The organism is Janthinobacterium sp. J1-1, assembly GCF_030944405.1.
Classification (GTDB): Bacteria; Pseudomonadota; Gammaproteobacteria; order Burkholderiales; family Burkholderiaceae_D; genus Janthinobacterium.
Window position 1 is genome coordinate 605,213 of sequence record NZ_CP132339.1, and the last position, 17,305, is coordinate 622,517.

Here is a 17,305-nt window from a genome sequence, read left to right on the forward strand (position 1 = left end):
CGCCACCATGCCCGCATTCCGTTATGAAGCCGTCGACGCCGTGGGCGCCACCCGCAAGGGCGTGCTCAATGCCGACAGTCCGCGCGCCGCGCGCGCCGAACTGCGCCTGCAAGGCCTGGTGCCGCTGGCCGTCGACCTGATCGCCGCGCAAGTCGATGCGGCCGGCGTCACCAGGCGGCGCGGCTTCGGCGAGCGCCTGTCGACCACCGAACTGGCGCTGTTTACGCGCCAGCTGGCCAGCCTGCTGGAAGCGGGCCTGCCGCTGGAGCAGGCCTTTTCCGCCTTGCTGGAACAGGCCGAGCGGCCGTATTTGCGCGACCTGATCGCCTCGATCCGCTCCGAAGTGATCGGCGGCGCCGCGTTTTCCGACGTGCTGGCGCGCCATCCGCGCGACTTTGCCGAGATCTACCGCGCGCTGGTGGCGTCGGGCGAGCAGATCGGCCACCTGTCGCGCGTGCTGTCGCGCCTGGCCGACTATATCGAGCGCAGGAATGCGCTGGTGCAGAAGGTCAAGCTGGCGTTCACCTATCCCGCGATCGTCACGGTGGTGGCGTTTTCCATCGTGATCTTCCTGCTCACCTACGTGGTGCCGCAGATCGTCTCGGTGTTTGCCAATACCAAGCAGAAGCTGCCGATGCTGACGGTGATCATGCTGGCGCTGTCGGACTTCGTGCGCAACTATGGCCTGGTGGTGGGCATCGCGCTGATCGGCGCCTGGGTGGCCTGGCGCCGCGCCCTGCAGCAGCCGGCCCTGAAACGGCGCTGGCATACCTGGCTGCTGACGGCGCCGCTGTACGGCAAGTTCGAGCGCAGCCTGAACACGGCGCGCTTTGCCAGCACCCTGGCCATCACCACCGGCTCGGGCGTGCCGATTTTGCGCGCGCTCGACACCAGCCGCGACACCCTGACCAATGTGGCGATGCAGGAGCTGGTGGCTGATGCCAGCGGCGCGGTGCGCGAAGGCGTCAGCCTGGCGCGCGCGCTGTCGGCGCAAAAGCATTTTCCGCCGATGCTGATCCACATGATACGGGCCGGGGAAATCACCGGCGAGTTGCCGGCCATGCTGGAGCGCGCCGCCAGCGCCCAGGAGCAGGACCTGGAACGCCGCACCCTGACCATCGCCGGCCTGCTGGAGCCGGCCCTGATCCTGGCGATGGGCGTGGTGGTGCTGCTGATCGTGCTGGCCGTGCTGATGCCGATTATCGAAATCAATCAGTTAGTGCGTTAAAAAAGAATCTGGAAAATCATGAAGCGTCTGCCTCAATTTGTAACTTTGCTCGCCCTGGTGGCGCTGTCCGTGTCGCTGGCCTATTGGGCCATGCAGCTGTTCAAGGCGCCGCAACGGCCGATCAATCCGCCGCCGGTGCCTGTCGTGCAGGATGCCAGCGTGGAGGCGGGCGCCGCGCTGTTCGGCGGCCAGGTCAGCGTGGCCACTGCCAGCAACTACCAGTTGCGCGGCGTGGTGGCGCCTGCCAATGGCCGCGGCGCCGTGGCCATCATCGCCACCGACGGCCAGCCTGCCAAGGCCTACCCGACCGGCTTTGAGGTGGCGCCCGGCGTGACGGTGCGCGAAGTGCAGGCGCGCTACGTGCTGCTGCAGGACGGCGGCGTGAGCAAGCGCATCGACCTGGTGGCCGACGACAAGGCGCTGGCGCTGCCGTCGATGACGCCGCTGCCAGTGGCCACGCCGGCGCCGCCGGCGCAGGCCCCCAACAATGCGCTGGTGCCGCCGCCGCTGCCGATGGAGCGTCCACCGGTGACGGTGGCGCCCGCCGGCCAGGTCACCACCAACCAGCCGCCGCCGAATTCGCCGGCAAATTGAGTCCGCGCGCCATTCTCCCGGGAGTACCCATGTTGTCACTGCGTGCCGTCCTTGCCGGCTGCATGGCGGCGCTGTGCTGCCTGCCGTTCGCTGCGGTCCATGCCGCGCCTGAAACCGATGCCGCCGCCGCAGCAACCGCAGCGCCAGCCCCTCCGGCGCGCCCGCGCGTGGCGCTGGTGCTGTCGGGCGGCGGCGCGCGCGGCTTTGCCCATATCGGCGTGCTGAAAGTACTGCAGGAACTGCATGTGCCGGTCGACATGGTGGTCGGCACCAGCATGGGCGGCGTGGTTGGCGGCGCCTACGCGGCCGGCGCCTCGGTGGCGGACCTGGAAAAGATGGCGCGCGAAACCGATTGGCAGCGCGTGGTGGCCGACCGTCCGCCGCGCGAGGAACTGGCGTTCCGGCGCCGCGAGGAAGACCTGCTGCTGGCGTCGCGCATCGAATTTGGCGTCAGCCGCGACGGCATTTCAACGCCGCCGGCCGCCGCCAGCAATGCGGCGCTGGAGATGGCCCTGACCCGTTTGCTGCCGCCGGGCATGCGCGACCGCCCCGCCAGCGCCTTGCCGCTGCCGTTCCGTTCGGTGGCTTCGGACCTGGTCAATGGCGAACTGGTGGAACTGGTCGACACGCCCTTGTTCCTGTCGATGCGCGCGTCGCTGGCCGTGCCGGGCGTGTTTTCGCCGGTGCGCGTCAACAACCGGCTGGTGGTCGATGGCGGCCTGGTGCGCAATCTTCCTGTGGACATGGCGCGCGCCATGGGCGCCGACATCATCATCGCCGTCAACGTCGGCACGCCGCTGGCGCCGGAAAAAGAGCTGGGCAGCGCGATCGGCGTGGCGCAGCAGATGCTGCAGATCCTGACCGAACAGAACGTGCAGCGCTCGCTGAAGGAACTGCGCCCCGGCGATATTCTGGTGGCGCCCGACCTGGGTGGCGTGAGTTTTCTCGATTTTGCCAATCATGCGCGCGCCATGCGCGCCGGCGAACAGGCGGCGCAGGCGCTGGCCGCGCGCCTGGCGCCGCTGGCGCTGCCGCCGGAACAATACGCGGCGCGCGAGCAGCTGCGCCTGGCCGCGCCGGCCCTGCTGGACGTGGCCTTGCCGCTGACGCGCCTGGCCGTCGAAAGCGAAGGCGACATCAATCCGCGCACCCTGCAGGCGCAGTCGGGCCTGGTGCAAGGCCAGCTGGTCAGCCAGGCCGACGTGCAGACGGCGGCGGCGCGCCTGTATGGCCGTGGCGACATCGCCCGCGTGGAGACCTTGGTGGTCGACGCCGGCGAGCAGCGCACGGTGACCATCAACGCGGTCGAAGCGCCGTGGGCCAGCAACCGCCTGCGCGTGGGGCTGGAATTGGGCAGCGACTTCAAGGACAGCAACACGTTTGCCCTGAAACTGCTGCATGTGGCGTCGAACCTGAACAGCTGGGGCGGCGAGCTGCGCAGCATGGCGCAGATCGGCACCACGCGCGACTTCGGGGTGCAGTTCTGGCAGCCGCTCGGGGCCGGCAACCCGTGGTATATCGCGCCCACCCTGCAATACACCTCGTCGGCGGTCGACCTGTTCGACAAGGGCCGGCGCAGCGCCCGCATGGCCTATCGCGGCCATGGCGCCTCGCTGGTGCTGGGCCGCCAGTTCGGCTACTGGGGCGACCTGCAGGTCGGCGTCACGCGCAGCAAGGTCAAAGGCAGCCTGGTGATCCCCGCCGACCCCGGCGCGCCGGAAGAACGCGCGCTCGGCACCAACCAGTTTGTGCAGTTCCGCATCGACACGCTCGACGGCACCGGTTTCCCCACCCGCGGCGTGCTGCTGGACGCCACCTGGATGCACTCGCCATCGCCCGGCGTCGGCGAGGCGGGCCTGGGCCGTTCGGCCGTCACGGGCCTGAAGGCCTTCGGGCGCGGCAACTGGGCCGGCCACGTGTATGGCGAATGGGCGCGCGCCCAGCATGGCGAGGCGCCGCTGAACCTGGGCGGCTTCCTGCGCCTGTCGGGCACGCAGTTCGAATCGGTGACGGGGCGCAGCGTGGCGCTGGCCAGGGTGGTGATGGCGCGCCGCATCGGCGCGCTGCCGGCCACTTTCGGCGGCGCCGTGCGGGCCGGCTTTTCACTCGAGATGGGCGGCGGCTTCGACCAGAGCGAACGCTGGAAGGCCAGCAAATTCACCCAGGCCGCCAGCGCCTTCATTTCGGTCGACACCCGCTTCGGCCCCGTGTACGTGGCCGGCGGCGCGTCGAAGGGCGGCGAGGGGACGCTTTATCTGTTCCTCGGGCCGGCCTGGTGATGCGGCGCCGCTGCCGCCGGCGCGGGCCGGCGCAGCGCGGTAAACGCGGCAAACTCCCATGAGCGGAAACCGAGCAGCAGGGTAAACCCATCGCGCTCGAGCGGGGCCAGGCGGCGGTCGCTTTGGTGCAGCCGCGCCAGTTCCTCGGCCAGCTGGCGGATCTTTTGCACCATCTCCTGCGCGCTGGGCAGGCTCAGGCGGGCCGGGATGCACATCAGCGTTTCGCCGGCGCCGTCGAAATGGCCGCTGAAATAATCGGCCACCACATGCTCGCGGAAGTACTGCTGCACCGGGCCGTCGGCCAGCCAGTGAAAGGCGTTCGACACGCGCAGGCTGTAGCGGTTCAGCGGCTTCAGTTCGATCAGGCCCAGGCGATCCAGTTCGGCCAGGTAGACGATGCATTCGGCCTGCGTCAGCGCATAGGTTTCCACCACCTGCTCCAGGTTCCAGTGCCCCAGGCAGCAGATTGCCACCAGCAGCAATCGCGGCTGCGCCACCAGCGATTTTTCCTGCACCAGGGTCAGCGTGTCGGCATGCGGCGTGATGTCGGCCGCGCCGCGCAGCACGTCTTCCATGGCGATGCCGGCCGCCTTGCAGATCAGGGCCAGGCGCGACAGCGACATGTCGTGCTGGCCAAACATGCGCTTGACGCTCGACTCGCTCATGCCGATGCGCCCGGCCAGCACCTTGTAGGTCATGCCGACGGCGCGCAGCTCGGTGCGCAGCACGCGCAGCACCAGTTCGGGTGAGCTCATGGTCTATCCTTTTTTGCAATGTTGGTGGCGTATGACGGTACTGAATGTAGCTGTTTATGCCACTTTGCACAAGGTAATAGTACTTTGCGGAAAAAGCGCCGACACTGTGCTTCCCCCATCCGCCGAGGCTTCCATGTCCTTCCATCCGCTCCTTGCCAGCCTGCTGCTGGCGCTGGCCGCCAGCGCACCCTGGCCTGTCCAGGCGCAGACGCAGGAAAAGGGACAGGTGGAGGCGGGCGCCAGCCGCACCTTTCGCGAAGGCGACGGCAAGGCATGGCTGGCTTACCGTTTCGCTGCGCTGCCGTTCCGCGGCGGCGTCGCCGTGCCTGCGCTTGAGGTGGTGGGGTATGCGGGGGCGGCCCATGGCGACGCGCGCCGCAAGTTCGCCGGCGCTGGCCTGCAAGGTGCCGTCAACTACCAGTTCGATGCTTTTACCCTGAGTGGACGGGCCGGCATGGGCTATACGCGCGGCAGCGGCAAGCGCGCCGATGGCGACAGGGACGGGAAAAAACGGCTGGGGATATTGTATGGACTGGGCACGGCGTATGCCGTGACGGACAACTGGAGCGTGCACTTCGACTGGGACCGCGTGCCGGTGCGCTACAACGGCCAGCAACAAGCCACGGTGGACCTGTTTTCGCTGGGCCTGTCATACCGTTTCTGACGGTGCGGCAGGCCGGCATTCGATGGCCTGATCGCGGACGCCCCACCGGGGGCGTCCGCAGGCGGCCTGGCCTATGGCTTACAACACGTAGCGCGACAGGTCTTCGTTGACCGACAGCGCTTCCAGGCGCTCGTTCACGTACGCCGCGTCGATCACCAGCAGGTTTTCGCCGGTGCTGCTGCCTTCGCTGGCCGTAAACGACACTTCTTCCAGCAGCTTTTCCATCACCGTATGCAGGCGGCGCGCGCCGATGTTTTCGGTGCGTTCATTGACCGAATAGGCGATTTCGGCCAGGCGCGTGATGCCTTCGGGCGCGAACTGCAAGGTCAGGTTTTCGGTGGCCAGCAGGGCTTCGTACTGCATCGTCAGGCAGGCGTCGGTGCTGGTCAGGATACGCTCGAAATCCGAGATCGACAGCGATTCGAGTTCCACCCGGATCGGGAAGCGCCCCTGCAGTTCCGGGATCAGGTCCGACGGTTTCGACAAATGAAACGCGCCCGAGGCGATGAACAGGATATGGTCGGTGCGTATCATGCCGTACTTGGTATTGACGGTGGTGCCTTCGACCAGCGGCAGCAGGTCGCGCTGCACGCCGGCGCGCGAGATATCGGCGCCGCCGGACTCGGAACGCGAAGCGATCTTGTCGATCTCGTCCAGAAACACGATGCCGTTCTGCTCGACGTTCTGGATCGCCTTCTGTTTCAGCTCATCTTCGTTGACCAGCTTGGCCGCTTCTTCCTCGACCAGCAGTTTCAGCGCTTCCTTGATCTTGACCTTGCGCGCCTTCTTGCGCGCACCGCCGCCCGCGCCGGAAAACATCGACTTGATCTGCTCCGTCATCTCTTCCATGCCCGGTGGCGCCATGAATTCGATTTGCGGGCCCGCTTCGGCCAGGTCGATCTCGATTTCCTTGTCGTCCAGCTCGCCCTGGCGCAAACGCTTGCGGAAGGTCTGGCGCGTGCTGTCGCCGCTGCCCGAGTCCACCGCCGCGGCCGTGTTCGGCGTAAAGCCGAAGTCGCGCGCCGGCGGCACCAGGATATCGATCACGCGGTCTTCGGCCGCGTCTTCGGCGCGCGCGCGCACCTTCTTCATTTCCAGCGAACGGGTCTGCTTGATGCCGATATCGATCAGGTCGCGGATGATGGTGTCGACATCGCGGCCCACATAACCGACTTCGGTAAATTTGGTCGCCTCGATCTTGATGAACGGTGCCTCGGCCAGCTTGGCCAGGCGGCGCGCGATTTCCGTCTTGCCGACGCCGGTGGGGCCGATCATCAGGATGTTCTTCGGCGTGATTTCATGGCGCAGCGGCTCGGCCACCTGCTGGCGGCGCCAGCGGTTGCGCAAGGCGATGGCGACGGCGCGCTTGGCCTTGGCCTGTCCCACCACGTGTTTGTCGAGTTCGGTAACGATTTCCGACGGGGTCATGTTCATGATCATATTCTGCTCAGCTTTCCGACTTAATCCAAAGTCTCGATAATGTGCGACATATTTGTGTAAATGCAGAGCTCGGCGGCGATGGTCAGCGATTTCTTGACCACTTCGGCCGGCGACAAGTCCGTGTTTTCCTGCAGCGCCTTGGCGGCCGACTGGGCATAGGTGCCGCCCGAACCGATGGCGCCGATGCCGTCTTCCGGTTCCAGCACGTCGCCGTTACCGGTGATCACCAGGGTCGACTCGCTGTCGGCCACCAGCAGCATGGCTTCGAGGCGGCGCAGCACGCGGTCGGTGCGCCAGTCCTTGGCCAGCTCGACCGAGGCGCGCAGCAAATTGCCCTGGTGTTTTTCCAGCTTGCCCTCGAAGCGGTCGAGCAGGGTGAAGGCGTCGGCGGTGCCGCCGGCAAAGCCGACCAGGACCTTGCCCTGGTATAGCTTGCGCACCTTGCGGGCCGTGCCCTTCATGACGATATTGCCCAGGGTGACCTGGCCGTCGCCGCCGAGGGCCACTTGCTTGCCGCGCCGTACGCAGAGGATGGTGGTGCCGTGAAATTGTTCCATAGTGACCTCAAAAAGTGTGCTGCAGATGCGCGCGGAATGGCGTCATTGCGCGCCGATGGTTCAAACGTGGGGATGGATCAGGCAATTGCAAGCGATACGGCAATGGTCGGGGCCGGGACGAAAAAAAAGCATGCGGCCGTGGCTGCATGCTTTTTTCCTGCATCAATGCAAGGCAATAATCAGTCGCCGTACAGTTTCTGTTTCAGTTCGCGCCGTTGCTGGGCTTCCAGCGACAGGGTGGCGGTGGGGCGCGCGATCAGGCGCGGAATGCCGATCGGCTCGCCCGTTTCTTCGCACCAGCCATAGTCGCCGCCGTCGATGCTGGCGATCGATTGCTGCACTTTTTTCAGCAATTTGCGCTCGCGGTCGCGCGTGCGCAGTTCCAGCGCATGCTCTTCCTCGATGGTGGCGCGGTCGGCCGGATCGGGCACGAGCACGGTTTCGCGCAGGTGTTCGGTGGTTTCGCCGGCGTTTTTCAGCAGCTCTTTTTCCAGCTGTTGCAGGCGCGCCTTGAAGAATGCCAGTTGTGCCGGATTCATGTAGTCATCCTCGCTCATGGCGCGAATCGCTTCTTCGCTGATGACGGGGATGTCCTGATTGGCGGCCGGGGTCGATTTATTAGTTTTGGTCATGACTTCGCTTACCTTCGATACGACAGAGTTTTCAAATTGATCAGTTGATGCGGCGATGCCGAGCAACTGTACAGGTTCCGCTGGGCATTACTGTCCGGATGTACTGCTTGCGACCTTGGCTTGCCGGCACAGGCCAGGACTGCCGTCCGGCCATAATGCCATGTTGATAACTTTTTACCGCTTTATCCAGTCTCGCTCTATGCGCGTTGACGGGCGTGTTGGGTGGATCGGTTTCATGCCTGGCGTGCGGCCATCGGCAGTTTGCCAGCCTTTCATGACAGGCTCACGACAGGGGCCGTTTTCGTCGCTGATTTTGGCACGCTTTGCGGTATATTGCCATCCCGATTTGTTGCCGGAGCGATCATCTGTCGCCCCGTCTCGGTTTATTCCGGCAAGTTTGCCTGCGGACGGCGGGAAAGCATGCTTGACTAACCCTTTTATTTGCCTGTTTGCAATGGGTAAATCGCAAAACCCGGCTAGTTTATACCAAACATTGTTCGAGTCCGCGAATAAAAATATCTTTTGGTAGATTTTTACCAATAAACACCATTTTGCTGCCGCGCACTTCTCCCTCGCCCCATTTGGCGCCCAGGTCGCTGCCCATCAGCTGGTGCACGCCCTGGAACACCACCTTGCGTTCGGCGCCCTGCATCAGCAATACCCCCTTGTAGCGCAGCATGCGCGGACCATACACCTGCACCAGGCCACCGAGGAATTCATCGAGCTTGGCGCTGTCGAACGGTTGCGTGCTTTTGAAGACAAAGGCGGCGATATCGTCGCTGTGGTGGGCATGGTGGTGGTCGGCATGGCCGCAATCGGTGGCGCAGGCGTCGCCGTGCTCATGCTTGTGTGCATCATGCGCGTGCCCATGCCCATGGTCGTGAGGATGGTCGTGATCATGGACGTGCGCCGTTTCGGTGGCCAGGAAGTCCGGGTCCAGTTCCAGCTTTTCGTTCAGGTTGAAGCCGCGGATGTCGAGCACTTCGGCCAGCGGCGCGCGGCCGAAATCGACTTTGGCTATCGGTGCGCGCGGATTGATGCGTTTCAGGCGGCGGCTCAGGATGTCCAGCTCGTCTTCACTGACCAGGTCGGTTTTCGACAGCAGTAGCTTGTCGGCAAAGCCCACTTGCCGCTGTGCTTCCTCGTAATCGTCCAGTTGCTGCATGGCATGGCGCGCGTCGACCACGGTGATGATGGCGTCCAGCATGTAATGGCTGCCCACTTCTTCGTCGACAAAAAAGGTTTGCGCCACCGGCCCCGGATTGGCCAGGCCCGTCGTTTCGATGACGACACGGTCGAACGACAAGGTACCCGCATCGCGCTTTTGCGCCAGCGCCGTCAGCGCCACGATCAGGTCGCCGCGCACGGTGCAGCAGATGCAGCCGTTGTTCATTTCAATGATCTGCTCGCTACTGTCCTGCACCAGGATTTCATTGTCGATGTTTTCCTGACCAAATTCATTTTCGATCACGGCGATGCGCATGCCGTGGTCTTCCTGCAAGATGCGATTCAACAAAGTGGTTTTGCCGGCGCCCAAAAAGCCGGTGAGGATGGTAGCGGGGATCATTGCCATGTAGAGTACCTGTGCGGTGAGTCGGTGTTGCCGCCTGCCAGCGGGCGTATCCGGACGATTATGCCGGAATTTTACAAATGCTTGCAAATGCGGCGGAATCGGCTTGATATGGATCACACCAGCAACTGGCGGCCCGCTATTTGACCTTGGCGCGCGGATGCGTCTTGTCGTACACCTCCGACAGATGCTGGAAGTCGAGCGCCGTATAGACTTGGGTCGACGTGATGCTCGAGTGCCCCAGCATTTCCTGCACCGCGCGCAGGTCACCCGACGATTGCAGCACATGCGAGGCGAACGAGTGGCGCAGCACGTGCGGATGCACATTGGCGGGAATGCCGGTGGCCAGCGCATGGGCTTTCAGGCGCAGCTGCAGCACGCGCGGCGAGATGCGCGTGCCGCGCGTGCTCAGGAACAGCGCCGCGCTGCCGTCGAGCGGGGGCGGGCGCACCGCCAGCCAGCTTGACAGGGCCACCAGGGCGGCCTTGCCGACAGGCACCTTGCGCATCTTGTCGCCCTTGCCGGTGACCACCACTTCGAAGCTGGTCATGTCGACCCAGCCCAGCGCCGCAGGACCATGCGCGTCGGCCTTGCGGTAATGGGTGTCGAGGCTGGTCAGCTCGGAAACGCGCAGGCCGCTCGAATACAGCAGTTCGAACATGGCGCGGCTGCACAGTTCTTCAAGCTCCGCCTTGCCCTCCTGGTGCGGCGCGGGCGCGACCAGGCGCACGGCGTCGTCCACCGACAGGGCTTTCGGCAAGGTTTTTGAGCGTTTTGGCGCGCGGATGCCGTCGACCGGGTTGGCGGCCAGCAGAGTCTCGCCGGCCAGCCAGTCGAAAAAGCCGCGCCAGGACGACAGTTTGCGGGCGATCGAGCGCGGCTCCAGGCCGCTGGCGTGCAGTTTCGAGGTATAGCGGCGCACTTCCTGATGCGCCAGCGCCTGCCAGGCGGTCTCGCCGCTCAGCACCAGCAATTCGCGCAGGTCGCGCCCGTAGGCCGCCACCGTGTGCGGCGACAGCTTGCGCTGGGTTGCCAGCTGGGCCAGCCAGGCGTCCAGCCACTCGGCCTTGCTGCGCGCCAGGCTCATGGCGTGTTACGGCGCGGCGCGCAAGGCGGCCAGCGCGGCGCTGGCGGTGGCGCCGATATGCACCAGGAAATCGGTGCCCATGCTGGCGGTAAACCGCTCGCTTTCGGGCGAACCCAGCACCAGCAGGCCGAAGGTGCCGCTGCCGCCCGGCGCGCGCAAGGCGATCATCACGGTCGATGCGATCTTGTCCGACTGCAGCCAGTGCACGGCTTCAAAATCGCGGTTGCTGCCGCAATACGGGGTTTGCAGGCCATTGGCGAACATGCGCACATCGGCCGTCACGTCCTGGGCATACCAGGCGTCGGCGAAGTCGGGCGCCAGCTGCCACAGCCGCAGGCTGGCGTGGGGCACGTCGAAATGGCTTTGCAGGGCGTCGACCAGCACGCGCGGCATGGCGCCGTCTTCGCGCACCTGCAGCATGGCCTGGTTCCAGCCGTGGAATTTATTGGCGATGGCGCCGTTTTCCTGGGCCACGCGGCTGAGGTTGGACATGCGCAGCTCGAGCGCCTTGTACTTGTCGCGCATCACTTCCATCTGGCGTTCCTGCAGCGAGATGGTGCGGCCCGTGATCGGGCTGCTCAGCTTGACCTCACCGAGCAGGCTGGTGTGTTCTTCGAAAAAGTTCGGATGCTCGCTCAGATACTGGGCGACGGTGCTTGAGTCGAGTGGTGCGGTCATTGATGGATGCAATCAGTAGTCATGGAAATCGCCTGATTCTAACCGACAGCGCGCCGTGATACGGTTCAACAGCGCGCGGCCATGAAAAAAGCGGCATGGTTGCCCATGCCGCTTTGTATTCCATGTCCCTGCCGCCGGTCAGGCGTGGCGGCTCAGGTCATCAGAAGTTGTGATGCAAGCCGATGCCGACGTAATTGTCGGTGCGCGAAACATTATAGTTGCCGGAATAGACGCCGCCGACGGCCGAGTAGTTGGCCAGTTTCTTGTTCGAAATATCAGCGTAGACGTAGGTGCGTTTCGACAGATTGTAGTCATAGCCCAGCGATGCCTGTTTGGTCTTGACCACGCCGTCTGGCGTTTTCTGACCGTAACCAGCACGAATCTTGCCAGGGCCCACGTCATAGTTCATGCCCAATACCCATGCCTTGGTATCGGTATTGACGATCTTGAAGTTGCCGTCATCCTGATTCTGGTACGACGCCATCAGTTTCAGTTCTGGCGCCACGTTGAACGATGCTGCAACCGACCAGAGTTTGGCTTGCAAACCATTACGCTCGTAGGCGCCCATGGCAGCGAACTGGCCGTAGTTATAGGTGAGCGACATCGAGTACGGGTTCGATGCTGGAACGACGTTGGCTGGCACGGCGAAGTTGCCGTTCGGGTTGCTGATCAGGTTGCGTACTGAGGTATTGACGATAGCGTTGCTGTTCGCTTCCTTGGCGGCGACGGTGGCGTTGAACTGGAAACCGCTGAACACTGGCGAGTTGTAGAACACGGCGTTCGAGAAACGGTTTTGCGAGTTGCCTGGCGCGCTCAGCGGATCACTGGTGTAGCCAGCTACTTGCAGGTCGGTCTGGAAGCCGGCTTTCGTCGGCATGCCCGACCATGGTTCGAACGCGGTGACCGACTCCTGGAAGGCGGTCAGGCCACGGCCCAGGCGGACGGTACCGAAGTCGCCTTGCAGGCCGACGCGGCTTTGACCCTGGAACAGCGGACGGCTGTTGCTTTCCAGCGTGCCGGTGTCGGATTCATAGCGAATTTCCAGTTGGAAAATAGCTTTCAGGCCATTGCCCAGATCTTCCGTACCCTTGAAACCCAGTTTGTTGTTGTCGCGCTTGGTGACGGCTGCGCTTGAACCGGTCGTCTTGCCCAGGCCGGCATCGATGGTGCCGTAGATTTGCACGGACGATTGTGCTTGCGCAGTGGCGGCAAAGGCGCCGAACAGTGCGAGGGCAACGAGTGATTTTTTCATGTCTTTTTCCCTAGTTAAAGTGGTTTCCGTCAGAGATCCGAGCAGAGTGAAAGGCGCTGATTGCCGCGTTTCGATGAGTCAACCTTAAGTCCTCGGCGCGGCGCACGTGTGGGATTGGTCAAATATGGATGAAAAAATTGGTGGAAAGCCTGACAAGCAGCCTGCGCTGTTGTATTTTCGTAACGCCGGGTTTTTCCCGTGTGCGCCAGTAACTGCTGCCACTCCCTCTCGCCACGCCACCATTTGATGCCGTCCGGATAGCGCGCAAGCGAAGAAAATATTGCGGTTAATCAATTTTCCTTTGTCCCATGGCGGATTTGGCACGCAAGGAAGTTACACTATGTAACAGTTTGCATGCCATGACAGCGTTTTCGGACGCGCCGTGCCGTTGCGAACCAGGAGACAGCAGATTATTAGAATCATTGACTCAATATAGAGAATCGATGGCAAATCGCGAAATTTTAGGATTGATCAAGGGAGCGCGTGCGGGCGACGTCGTTTGCCAGCTGGCGCTGGGAAGAGTGTATCTGTTTGGCCACGGCGTGCCGAAAAGCGTGCCGACGGCCTTGCATTGGCTGGCGCGCGCGGCGCAGGAAGGCAGCGAGGAAGCGTGCTTGTTGATCGGCACGCATGTGCCTTTCGAGCTGGCGCAAGCGGCGGCCAAGGCGCTCATCCCCTATTATCAACAGGCGTTTGACGCCGGCCTGGCGCAAGCCGGCCTGGTGCTGGCGCAACTGGTGCTGGCCGACTGCGCCAACCACTGCGAGGCGGTGCGCGCCAAGGCCAGGCAGGGGCTGGAAGCGGCGGCCCGGGCCGGTTTGCCCGATGCGCTGTGGCTGCTGTCGCGCCAGGATGGCGCGCAGGACCAGGCGGAACAGCGCGGCGGCGACGCCTGGCTGGAGCAGGCCTGGCTGTCGGGCGACCAGGCCGGTTTCCTCACGCATGCGATGCCGCTGGCGCGGGAATTGTTGCAGCGCCAGGCGATCCATGGCGCGCGCGGCATCAGTCTGACGCCAGCGCAAGTATTGCTCCTGTCGCGCTGCGCGCTGGCGCTGGCGCCCACCGGCGGCACCGAGAGTTGGCAGTGCTGCGAGCTGGCGGCGCATGGTGGCGACCGGGCCTCGCAGCTGGAACTGGGCCTCGGTTATGCGCGCATGGACGCCCATGGCCGCAAACTGGCCGCGCGCAACGGCGCGGCCAATTTCAAGCGTGCCGTGCGCTGGTTGACGCAAGCCGGCGAACAGGGCCTGGCCGAAGCGTGGTTCGTGCTGTCGCGCATTTATACCAAGCCTGAATTTTCCCAGCGGAATGTGGTCGAAGCCCATTGCTGCCTGGAGCGCGCAGCCGACCTGGGCCACGGACCGGCCCAGCTCGAATGCGGCATGCACGCCTGGCGTAACCGCCGCGAAGGCGTCAACAGCGATGTGCGCGCCGCCTACTGGCTGTTGCAGGCGCAGTCGCAAGGCAGCGGCGAGGCCGAAGCGGTGCTGGCGAAAATCGCGCCGCGCGCCGAGCCGGGCGAGTGGGGCCAGTTTGCCGGCGCCGACAGCCCTGGGCTCAGGCGCGAACTCGATCAAAGCCAACCCTTGCTGGCCGGGCGCATGGCGCTGGCACGCTGCTTTCACCTGACACGCGCCGAAGCGCTGCTGCTCGACGTGCATGCGGCCGACCAGGGGCATTGTCTGCTGATCGATATCAGCGCCACGCATGGCCGCGGCAAGCGGCGCCTGGTGCTGATCCGCTCGGCGCAGGAACGCCAGGTGCTTGATCAGGTGCTGCGCACGTTCGAGCGCGTCGATTGCGGTATCGACGGCCCGGAAGGCAATTACCGGCAGCGTCTGTACCGCCTGAAGTGCTATCTGGCGGAACTGGACGCGCCGCAGGAACAGCAGTTCCTGGCGGCTTAGCCTTACACCTCGATCTGGCCTTCGAAAACCGTCACCGCCGGTCCTGTCATCAGGACCGGCTGGCCTGGCCCTTGCCAGGCGATCGACAGTTCACCGCCGCGTGCGCTGATATGCACCGGCGAGTCGAGCAGGCCGCGCAGGATGCCGGCCACGGCGGCGGCGCAGGCGCCGGTGCCGCAGGCCAGCGTTTCACCCGCCCCGCGCTCATACACGCGCAGTTTCACGTGATGGCGGTCGATCACCTGCATGTAGCCGGCATTGACCCTGCGCGGAAAGCGCGGATGGTGTTCGATCAGCGGCCCTGATGCTTCGAGGTTTTCTGCATCGACATCGCCGACCACCTGCACCGCGTGCGGATTGCCCATCGATACCACCGACACCAGCACCGTGGCGTCCTGCCCCGGCAGCGCCAGGTCCAGCGGCCAGATGGTGTCGTCGCCTTGCTGCACGCCATCGAGTCCGTCCGCCGTAAATGGCACCAGCGCCGGTTCCAGCACCGGCGCGCCCATGTCGACCGTGATGCTGCCGTCGAGTTCCAGCCGTGGCGCGATCACGCCGGCCATGGTTTCCACGCTGATGCTGCTTTTGGCGGACAAGCCTTTTTCGCTGACGAATTTGACAAACGCGCGCGCGCCGTTGCCGCACTGTTCCACTTCGCCGCCATCGTTGTTATAGATGCGGTAGCGGAAATCGCAGCCGGGCAGGCGGGCTTTTTCCACCACCAGGATCTGGTCGGCGCCGATGCCGAAACGGCGGTCGGCCAGGCGCTGCCATTGTGCCGGCGTGAAATCGATCTGCTGGCTAATGGCGTCGATGACGATGAAGTCGTTGCCGGCGCCGTGCATCTTGGTAAAGTTCAGTTTCATGCTGTTCAGTCTTGTTGTTGCTGGTGATAGAACGAGGCTTCGCCCGCGGGACGCGTCTTGAAGCGTTTGTGGGTCCAGAAATATTCGGCCGGCGCCTCGCGCACGCGCTCCTCGATGAATTCGTTCATGCGGCGCGTGGCGGCCGTGATGTCGTCGCCCGGATAATCGTCCCAGGCCGGATAGTAGGTCACCTGCCAGCCCTGGTAATTGGGCAAAAAGGTGGCGATCACGGGGATCACCTGGGCGCGGGCCGCCATCGCCAGGCGCGCCGTGGCAGTCAGGGTGGCGGCCGGCACCCCGAAGAAGGGCACGAATTCGGCGTCTTTTTCACCGAAATCCATGTCCGGCAGCATGAAATACGGCAGGCCGTCGCGCAGTGCGCGCAGAATCGTCTTGATGCCGTCCTGGCGCGTAAACAGCCGCGACGGCTTGAAGCGCGAGCGGCCGTCGCGCAAGGCCTTGTCGAACACGGCGTTCTTTTGCTGCACATACATCGACGACGCTTCGATTTCCATCGCGGTGGCGGCGCCGGCCACATCCAGGCAGACAAAGTGCGGACACAGCAGGATGGTTGGCTTGCTGGCGATCTGCATTCCTGGAAACGCCGGCACCTTCCTGATCAGGCGATTGAGGCGCGCTTCCGAGGCCCACCACAGAATGCTGCGTTCCCACACGCTGCGCGAGTAGGCCTGGAAATGCTGGCGCGCCAGGGTGCGGCGCTGCGATTCCGTCAGTTCCGGCATGCACAGGCGCAAGTTGGTCAGGGCGATCTCGCGCCGCGGCCCCATCACCAGGAACAAGATATTGCCGATGCCGGCGCCGAAGCGGCCCAGGATGGGCAGCGGCAGCCAGTGCAGCAGCCACATAAAGCCGATCAGCAGCCTCATGATGGCGCTCCGTCGGCGGCCGGCGCCGCCGGCGTTGGTGGCGGCGCGCCGCGCGGCACCTTGAAGCGGTTGTAGCTCCACAGGTATTGGGCCGGGCTGCGCGCGATCAGCTGTTCCATCGCCGCATTGATGGTGCGCGCCTGTTCGGCCGAGCTGCCGTCCAGGGACTCCGTAAACGGCACGAAGTGCACGCGGTAGCCGCGTCCGCCCGGCAGGCGCTCGGCGTAGGTGATGATGACTTCGGCGCCGCCCATCTGCGCCAGCTTGGCCGGCAGGGTCATGGTGTAGGCGGGGCGGCCAAAGAACTCGGCCCACACGCCTTCGCCTTCCTGCGGCACCTGGTCGGGCAGCAGGCCGATCGGCTGGCCCTTCTTGAGGCATTTGGCAAAGATGCGCACGCCCGACATATTGGCCGGCGCCAGCATCAGGTTTTCACGCGCGCGCGCGCCTTCGATCAGCGGTTTCAGGGCGGCGCGCTTGGGCGGGCGGTACATCACGGTCAGCGCCGTGCGCAGGGCGATCTGCTGGGCGACGATTTCAAAGCAGCCCAGGTGAGGCGTCAGGAACACGATGCCGCGGCCATGCGCCAGCGCCCGCTCGACCAGTTCCCAGTTTTCCACCGTCGCATGGCGCGCCACGCGTTCGGCTGGCGCGCACCAGATAAAGGGCAGTTCCAGCACGCTCTTGCCCGCTTCGGCCACGGCCGCATGCAAGTGTTGCGAAAACCCCGCACCTTGCATGTTCTCGCGCATGCGGCGGCGGTAGGACGGTGAAATGGCGTAAATCACCCAGCCCATCGCAGCGCCAAGCGCATGCAGAAAGGGCAGGGGAAACAGCGATAAAAAGCGGAAGATGGGGACGAGCATGAATGATCTGTTTCTAAAGTATGGCGTGTTGCACTGCCAAAAT

Annotated in this window: 16 protein-coding genes; 5 read left to right on the top strand and 11 right to left on the bottom strand. The window is 64.3% G+C overall.

The window, feature by feature from the left end; translation table 11 throughout:
• The first annotated feature begins 7 nt into the window (after positions 1-7).
• Genes gspF through Q8L25_RS02730 form a run of 3 tightly spaced genes read left to right on the top strand, consistent with a single transcriptional unit; the run spans position 8 to position 4,101 of the window.
• A complete protein-coding gene (gene gspF / locus Q8L25_RS02720; protein ID WP_308923454.1) occupies positions 8-1,228 on the top strand; it encodes a type II secretion system inner membrane protein GspF in 1,221 nt (406 codons plus the stop codon).
• An 18-nt stretch (positions 1,229-1,246) separates the two neighbouring features.
• Positions 1,247-1,822, top strand: a complete 576-nt coding sequence (locus tag Q8L25_RS02725) for a type II secretion system protein N (protein WP_308923455.1) — start codon at positions 1,247-1,249, stop codon at positions 1,820-1,822.
• A 29-nt stretch (positions 1,823-1,851) separates the two neighbouring features.
• Positions 1,852-4,101 carry a patatin-like phospholipase family protein gene (locus Q8L25_RS02730; protein ID WP_308923456.1) on the top strand — a complete coding sequence of 750 codons (2,250 nt, stop codon included), beginning with the start codon at positions 1,852-1,854 and terminating at the stop codon, positions 4,099-4,101.
• On the opposite strand, the gene Q8L25_RS02735 is transcribed toward Q8L25_RS02730, so the two are convergent.
• Complete coding sequence (locus Q8L25_RS02735; RefSeq protein ID WP_308923457.1) at positions 4,074-4,856, bottom strand: helix-turn-helix transcriptional regulator; 783 nt, start codon at positions 4,854-4,856, stop codon at positions 4,074-4,076. The two genes, Q8L25_RS02730 and Q8L25_RS02735, sit on opposite strands and share 28 nt — an antisense overlap.
• Positions 4,857-4,989: 133 nt before the next feature.
• Here Q8L25_RS02735 and Q8L25_RS02740 point away from each other — a divergent pair, with 133 nt between their 5' ends.
• Positions 4,990-5,520, top strand: a complete 531-nt coding sequence (locus Q8L25_RS02740; protein ID WP_308923458.1) for an outer membrane beta-barrel protein — start codon at positions 4,990-4,992, stop codon at positions 5,518-5,520.
• Between the two features lie 78 nt (positions 5,521-5,598).
• Here the strand turns inward: Q8L25_RS02740 and hslU are convergent, their stop codons facing one another.
• From hslU to Q8L25_RS02775, 7 genes are all read right to left on the bottom strand, one after another.
• The gene (gene hslU, locus Q8L25_RS02745; RefSeq protein WP_308923459.1) at positions 5,599-6,954 is read right to left on the bottom strand and encodes an ATP-dependent protease ATPase subunit HslU; all 1,356 of its coding nucleotides are present in this window, start codon (positions 6,952-6,954) and stop codon (positions 5,599-5,601) included.
• Positions 6,955-6,980: 26 nt separating this feature from the next.
• Positions 6,981-7,517 carry an ATP-dependent protease subunit HslV gene (gene hslV, locus Q8L25_RS02750; RefSeq protein ID WP_010394217.1) on the bottom strand — a complete coding sequence of 179 codons (537 nt, stop codon included), beginning with the start codon at positions 7,515-7,517 and terminating at the stop codon, positions 6,981-6,983.
• A 179-nt stretch (positions 7,518-7,696) separates the two neighbouring features.
• Positions 7,697-8,149 carry an RNA polymerase-binding protein DksA gene (gene dksA, locus Q8L25_RS02755; protein WP_308923460.1) on the bottom strand — a complete coding sequence of 151 codons (453 nt, stop codon included), beginning with the start codon at positions 8,147-8,149 and terminating at the stop codon, positions 7,697-7,699.
• Between the two features lie 481 nt (positions 8,150-8,630).
• Entirely contained in the window at positions 8,631-9,722 is a 1,092-nt protein-coding gene (locus tag Q8L25_RS02760) for a GTP-binding protein (protein ID WP_308923461.1), read from the bottom strand.
• A gap of 136 nt (positions 9,723-9,858) precedes the next feature.
• Complete coding sequence (locus Q8L25_RS02765) at positions 9,859-10,806, bottom strand: tyrosine recombinase XerC (protein ID WP_308923462.1); 948 nt, start codon at positions 10,804-10,806, stop codon at positions 9,859-9,861.
• A gap of 6 nt (positions 10,807-10,812) precedes the next feature.
• Entirely contained in the window at positions 10,813-11,484 is a 672-nt protein-coding gene (locus tag Q8L25_RS02770) for a DUF484 family protein (protein ID WP_308923463.1), read from the bottom strand.
• Positions 11,485-11,644: 160 nt separating this feature from the next.
• Positions 11,645-12,736 carry a porin gene (locus tag Q8L25_RS02775; protein ID WP_308923464.1) on the bottom strand — a complete coding sequence of 364 codons (1,092 nt, stop codon included), beginning with the start codon at positions 12,734-12,736 and terminating at the stop codon, positions 11,645-11,647.
• Between the two features lie 443 nt (positions 12,737-13,179).
• On the opposite strand from Q8L25_RS02775, the gene Q8L25_RS02780 reads away from it, so the two are divergent.
• On the top strand, positions 13,180-14,643 hold the full coding sequence (locus Q8L25_RS02780) for a hypothetical protein (RefSeq protein WP_308923465.1): 1,464 nt from the start codon (positions 13,180-13,182) through the stop codon (positions 14,641-14,643).
• Between the two features lie 2 nt (positions 14,644-14,645).
• Here the strand turns inward: Q8L25_RS02780 and dapF are convergent, their stop codons facing one another.
• From dapF to Q8L25_RS02795, 3 genes are read right to left on the bottom strand one after another with little or no spacing between them, the layout of a single operon-like run.
• Positions 14,646-15,509 carry a diaminopimelate epimerase gene (dapF, locus tag Q8L25_RS02785; RefSeq protein ID WP_308923466.1) on the bottom strand — a complete coding sequence of 288 codons (864 nt, stop codon included), beginning with the start codon at positions 15,507-15,509 and terminating at the stop codon, positions 14,646-14,648.
• A 5-nt stretch (positions 15,510-15,514) separates the two neighbouring features.
• The gene (locus tag Q8L25_RS02790) at positions 15,515-16,396 is read right to left on the bottom strand and encodes a lipid A biosynthesis acyltransferase (protein ID WP_308923467.1); all 882 of its coding nucleotides are present in this window, start codon (positions 16,394-16,396) and stop codon (positions 15,515-15,517) included.
• On the bottom strand, positions 16,393-17,262 hold the full coding sequence (locus Q8L25_RS02795) for a lysophospholipid acyltransferase family protein (protein WP_308923468.1): 870 nt from the start codon (positions 17,260-17,262) through the stop codon (positions 16,393-16,395). Before Q8L25_RS02795 ends, Q8L25_RS02790 begins: the two co-directional genes overlap by 4 nt.
• Positions 17,263-17,305 lie beyond the last annotated feature (43 nt).

Excerpts from the sequence above, each read along its gene's own strand:
- Q8L25_RS02795 (WP_308923468.1), bottom strand. The coding sequence starts at position 17,262 with ATGCTCGTCCCCATCTTCCGCTTTTTATCGCTGTTTCCCCTGCCCTTT.
- Q8L25_RS02730 (WP_308923456.1), top strand. The coding sequence starts at position 1,852 with ATGTTGTCACTGCGTGCCGTCCTTGCCGGCTGCATGGCGGCGCTGTGC.
- dapF (WP_308923466.1), bottom strand. The coding sequence starts at position 15,509 with ATGAAACTGAACTTTACCAAGATGCACGGCGCCGGCAACGACTTCATC.
- Q8L25_RS02790 (WP_308923467.1), bottom strand. The coding sequence starts at position 16,396 with ATGAGGCTGCTGATCGGCTTTATGTGGCTGCTGCACTGGCTGCCGCTG.
- dksA (WP_308923460.1), bottom strand. The coding sequence starts at position 8,149 with ATGACCAAAACTAATAAATCGACCCCGGCCGCCAATCAGGACATCCCC.
- hslU (WP_308923459.1), bottom strand. The coding sequence starts at position 6,954 with ATGAACATGACCCCGTCGGAAATCGTTACCGAACTCGACAAACACGTG.
- gspF (WP_308923454.1), top strand. The coding sequence starts at position 8 with ATGCCCGCATTCCGTTATGAAGCCGTCGACGCCGTGGGCGCCACCCGC.
- Q8L25_RS02780 (WP_308923465.1), top strand. The coding sequence starts at position 13,180 with ATGGCAAATCGCGAAATTTTAGGATTGATCAAGGGAGCGCGTGCGGGC.
- Q8L25_RS02735 (WP_308923457.1), bottom strand. The coding sequence starts at position 4,856 with ATGAGCTCACCCGAACTGGTGCTGCGCGTGCTGCGCACCGAGCTGCGC.
- Q8L25_RS02775 (WP_308923464.1), bottom strand. The coding sequence starts at position 12,736 with ATGAAAAAATCACTCGTTGCCCTCGCACTGTTCGGCGCCTTTGCCGCC.
- Q8L25_RS02770 (WP_308923463.1), bottom strand. The coding sequence starts at position 11,484 with ATGACCGCACCACTCGACTCAAGCACCGTCGCCCAGTATCTGAGCGAG.
- Q8L25_RS02725 (WP_308923455.1), top strand. The coding sequence starts at position 1,247 with ATGAAGCGTCTGCCTCAATTTGTAACTTTGCTCGCCCTGGTGGCGCTG.
- Q8L25_RS02740 (WP_308923458.1), top strand. The coding sequence starts at position 4,990 with ATGTCCTTCCATCCGCTCCTTGCCAGCCTGCTGCTGGCGCTGGCCGCC.
- Q8L25_RS02765 (WP_308923462.1), bottom strand. The coding sequence starts at position 10,806 with ATGAGCCTGGCGCGCAGCAAGGCCGAGTGGCTGGACGCCTGGCTGGCC.
- Q8L25_RS02760 (WP_308923461.1), bottom strand. The coding sequence starts at position 9,722 with ATGGCAATGATCCCCGCTACCATCCTCACCGGCTTTTTGGGCGCCGGC.
- hslV (WP_010394217.1), bottom strand. The coding sequence starts at position 7,517 with ATGGAACAATTTCACGGCACCACCATCCTCTGCGTACGGCGCGGCAAG.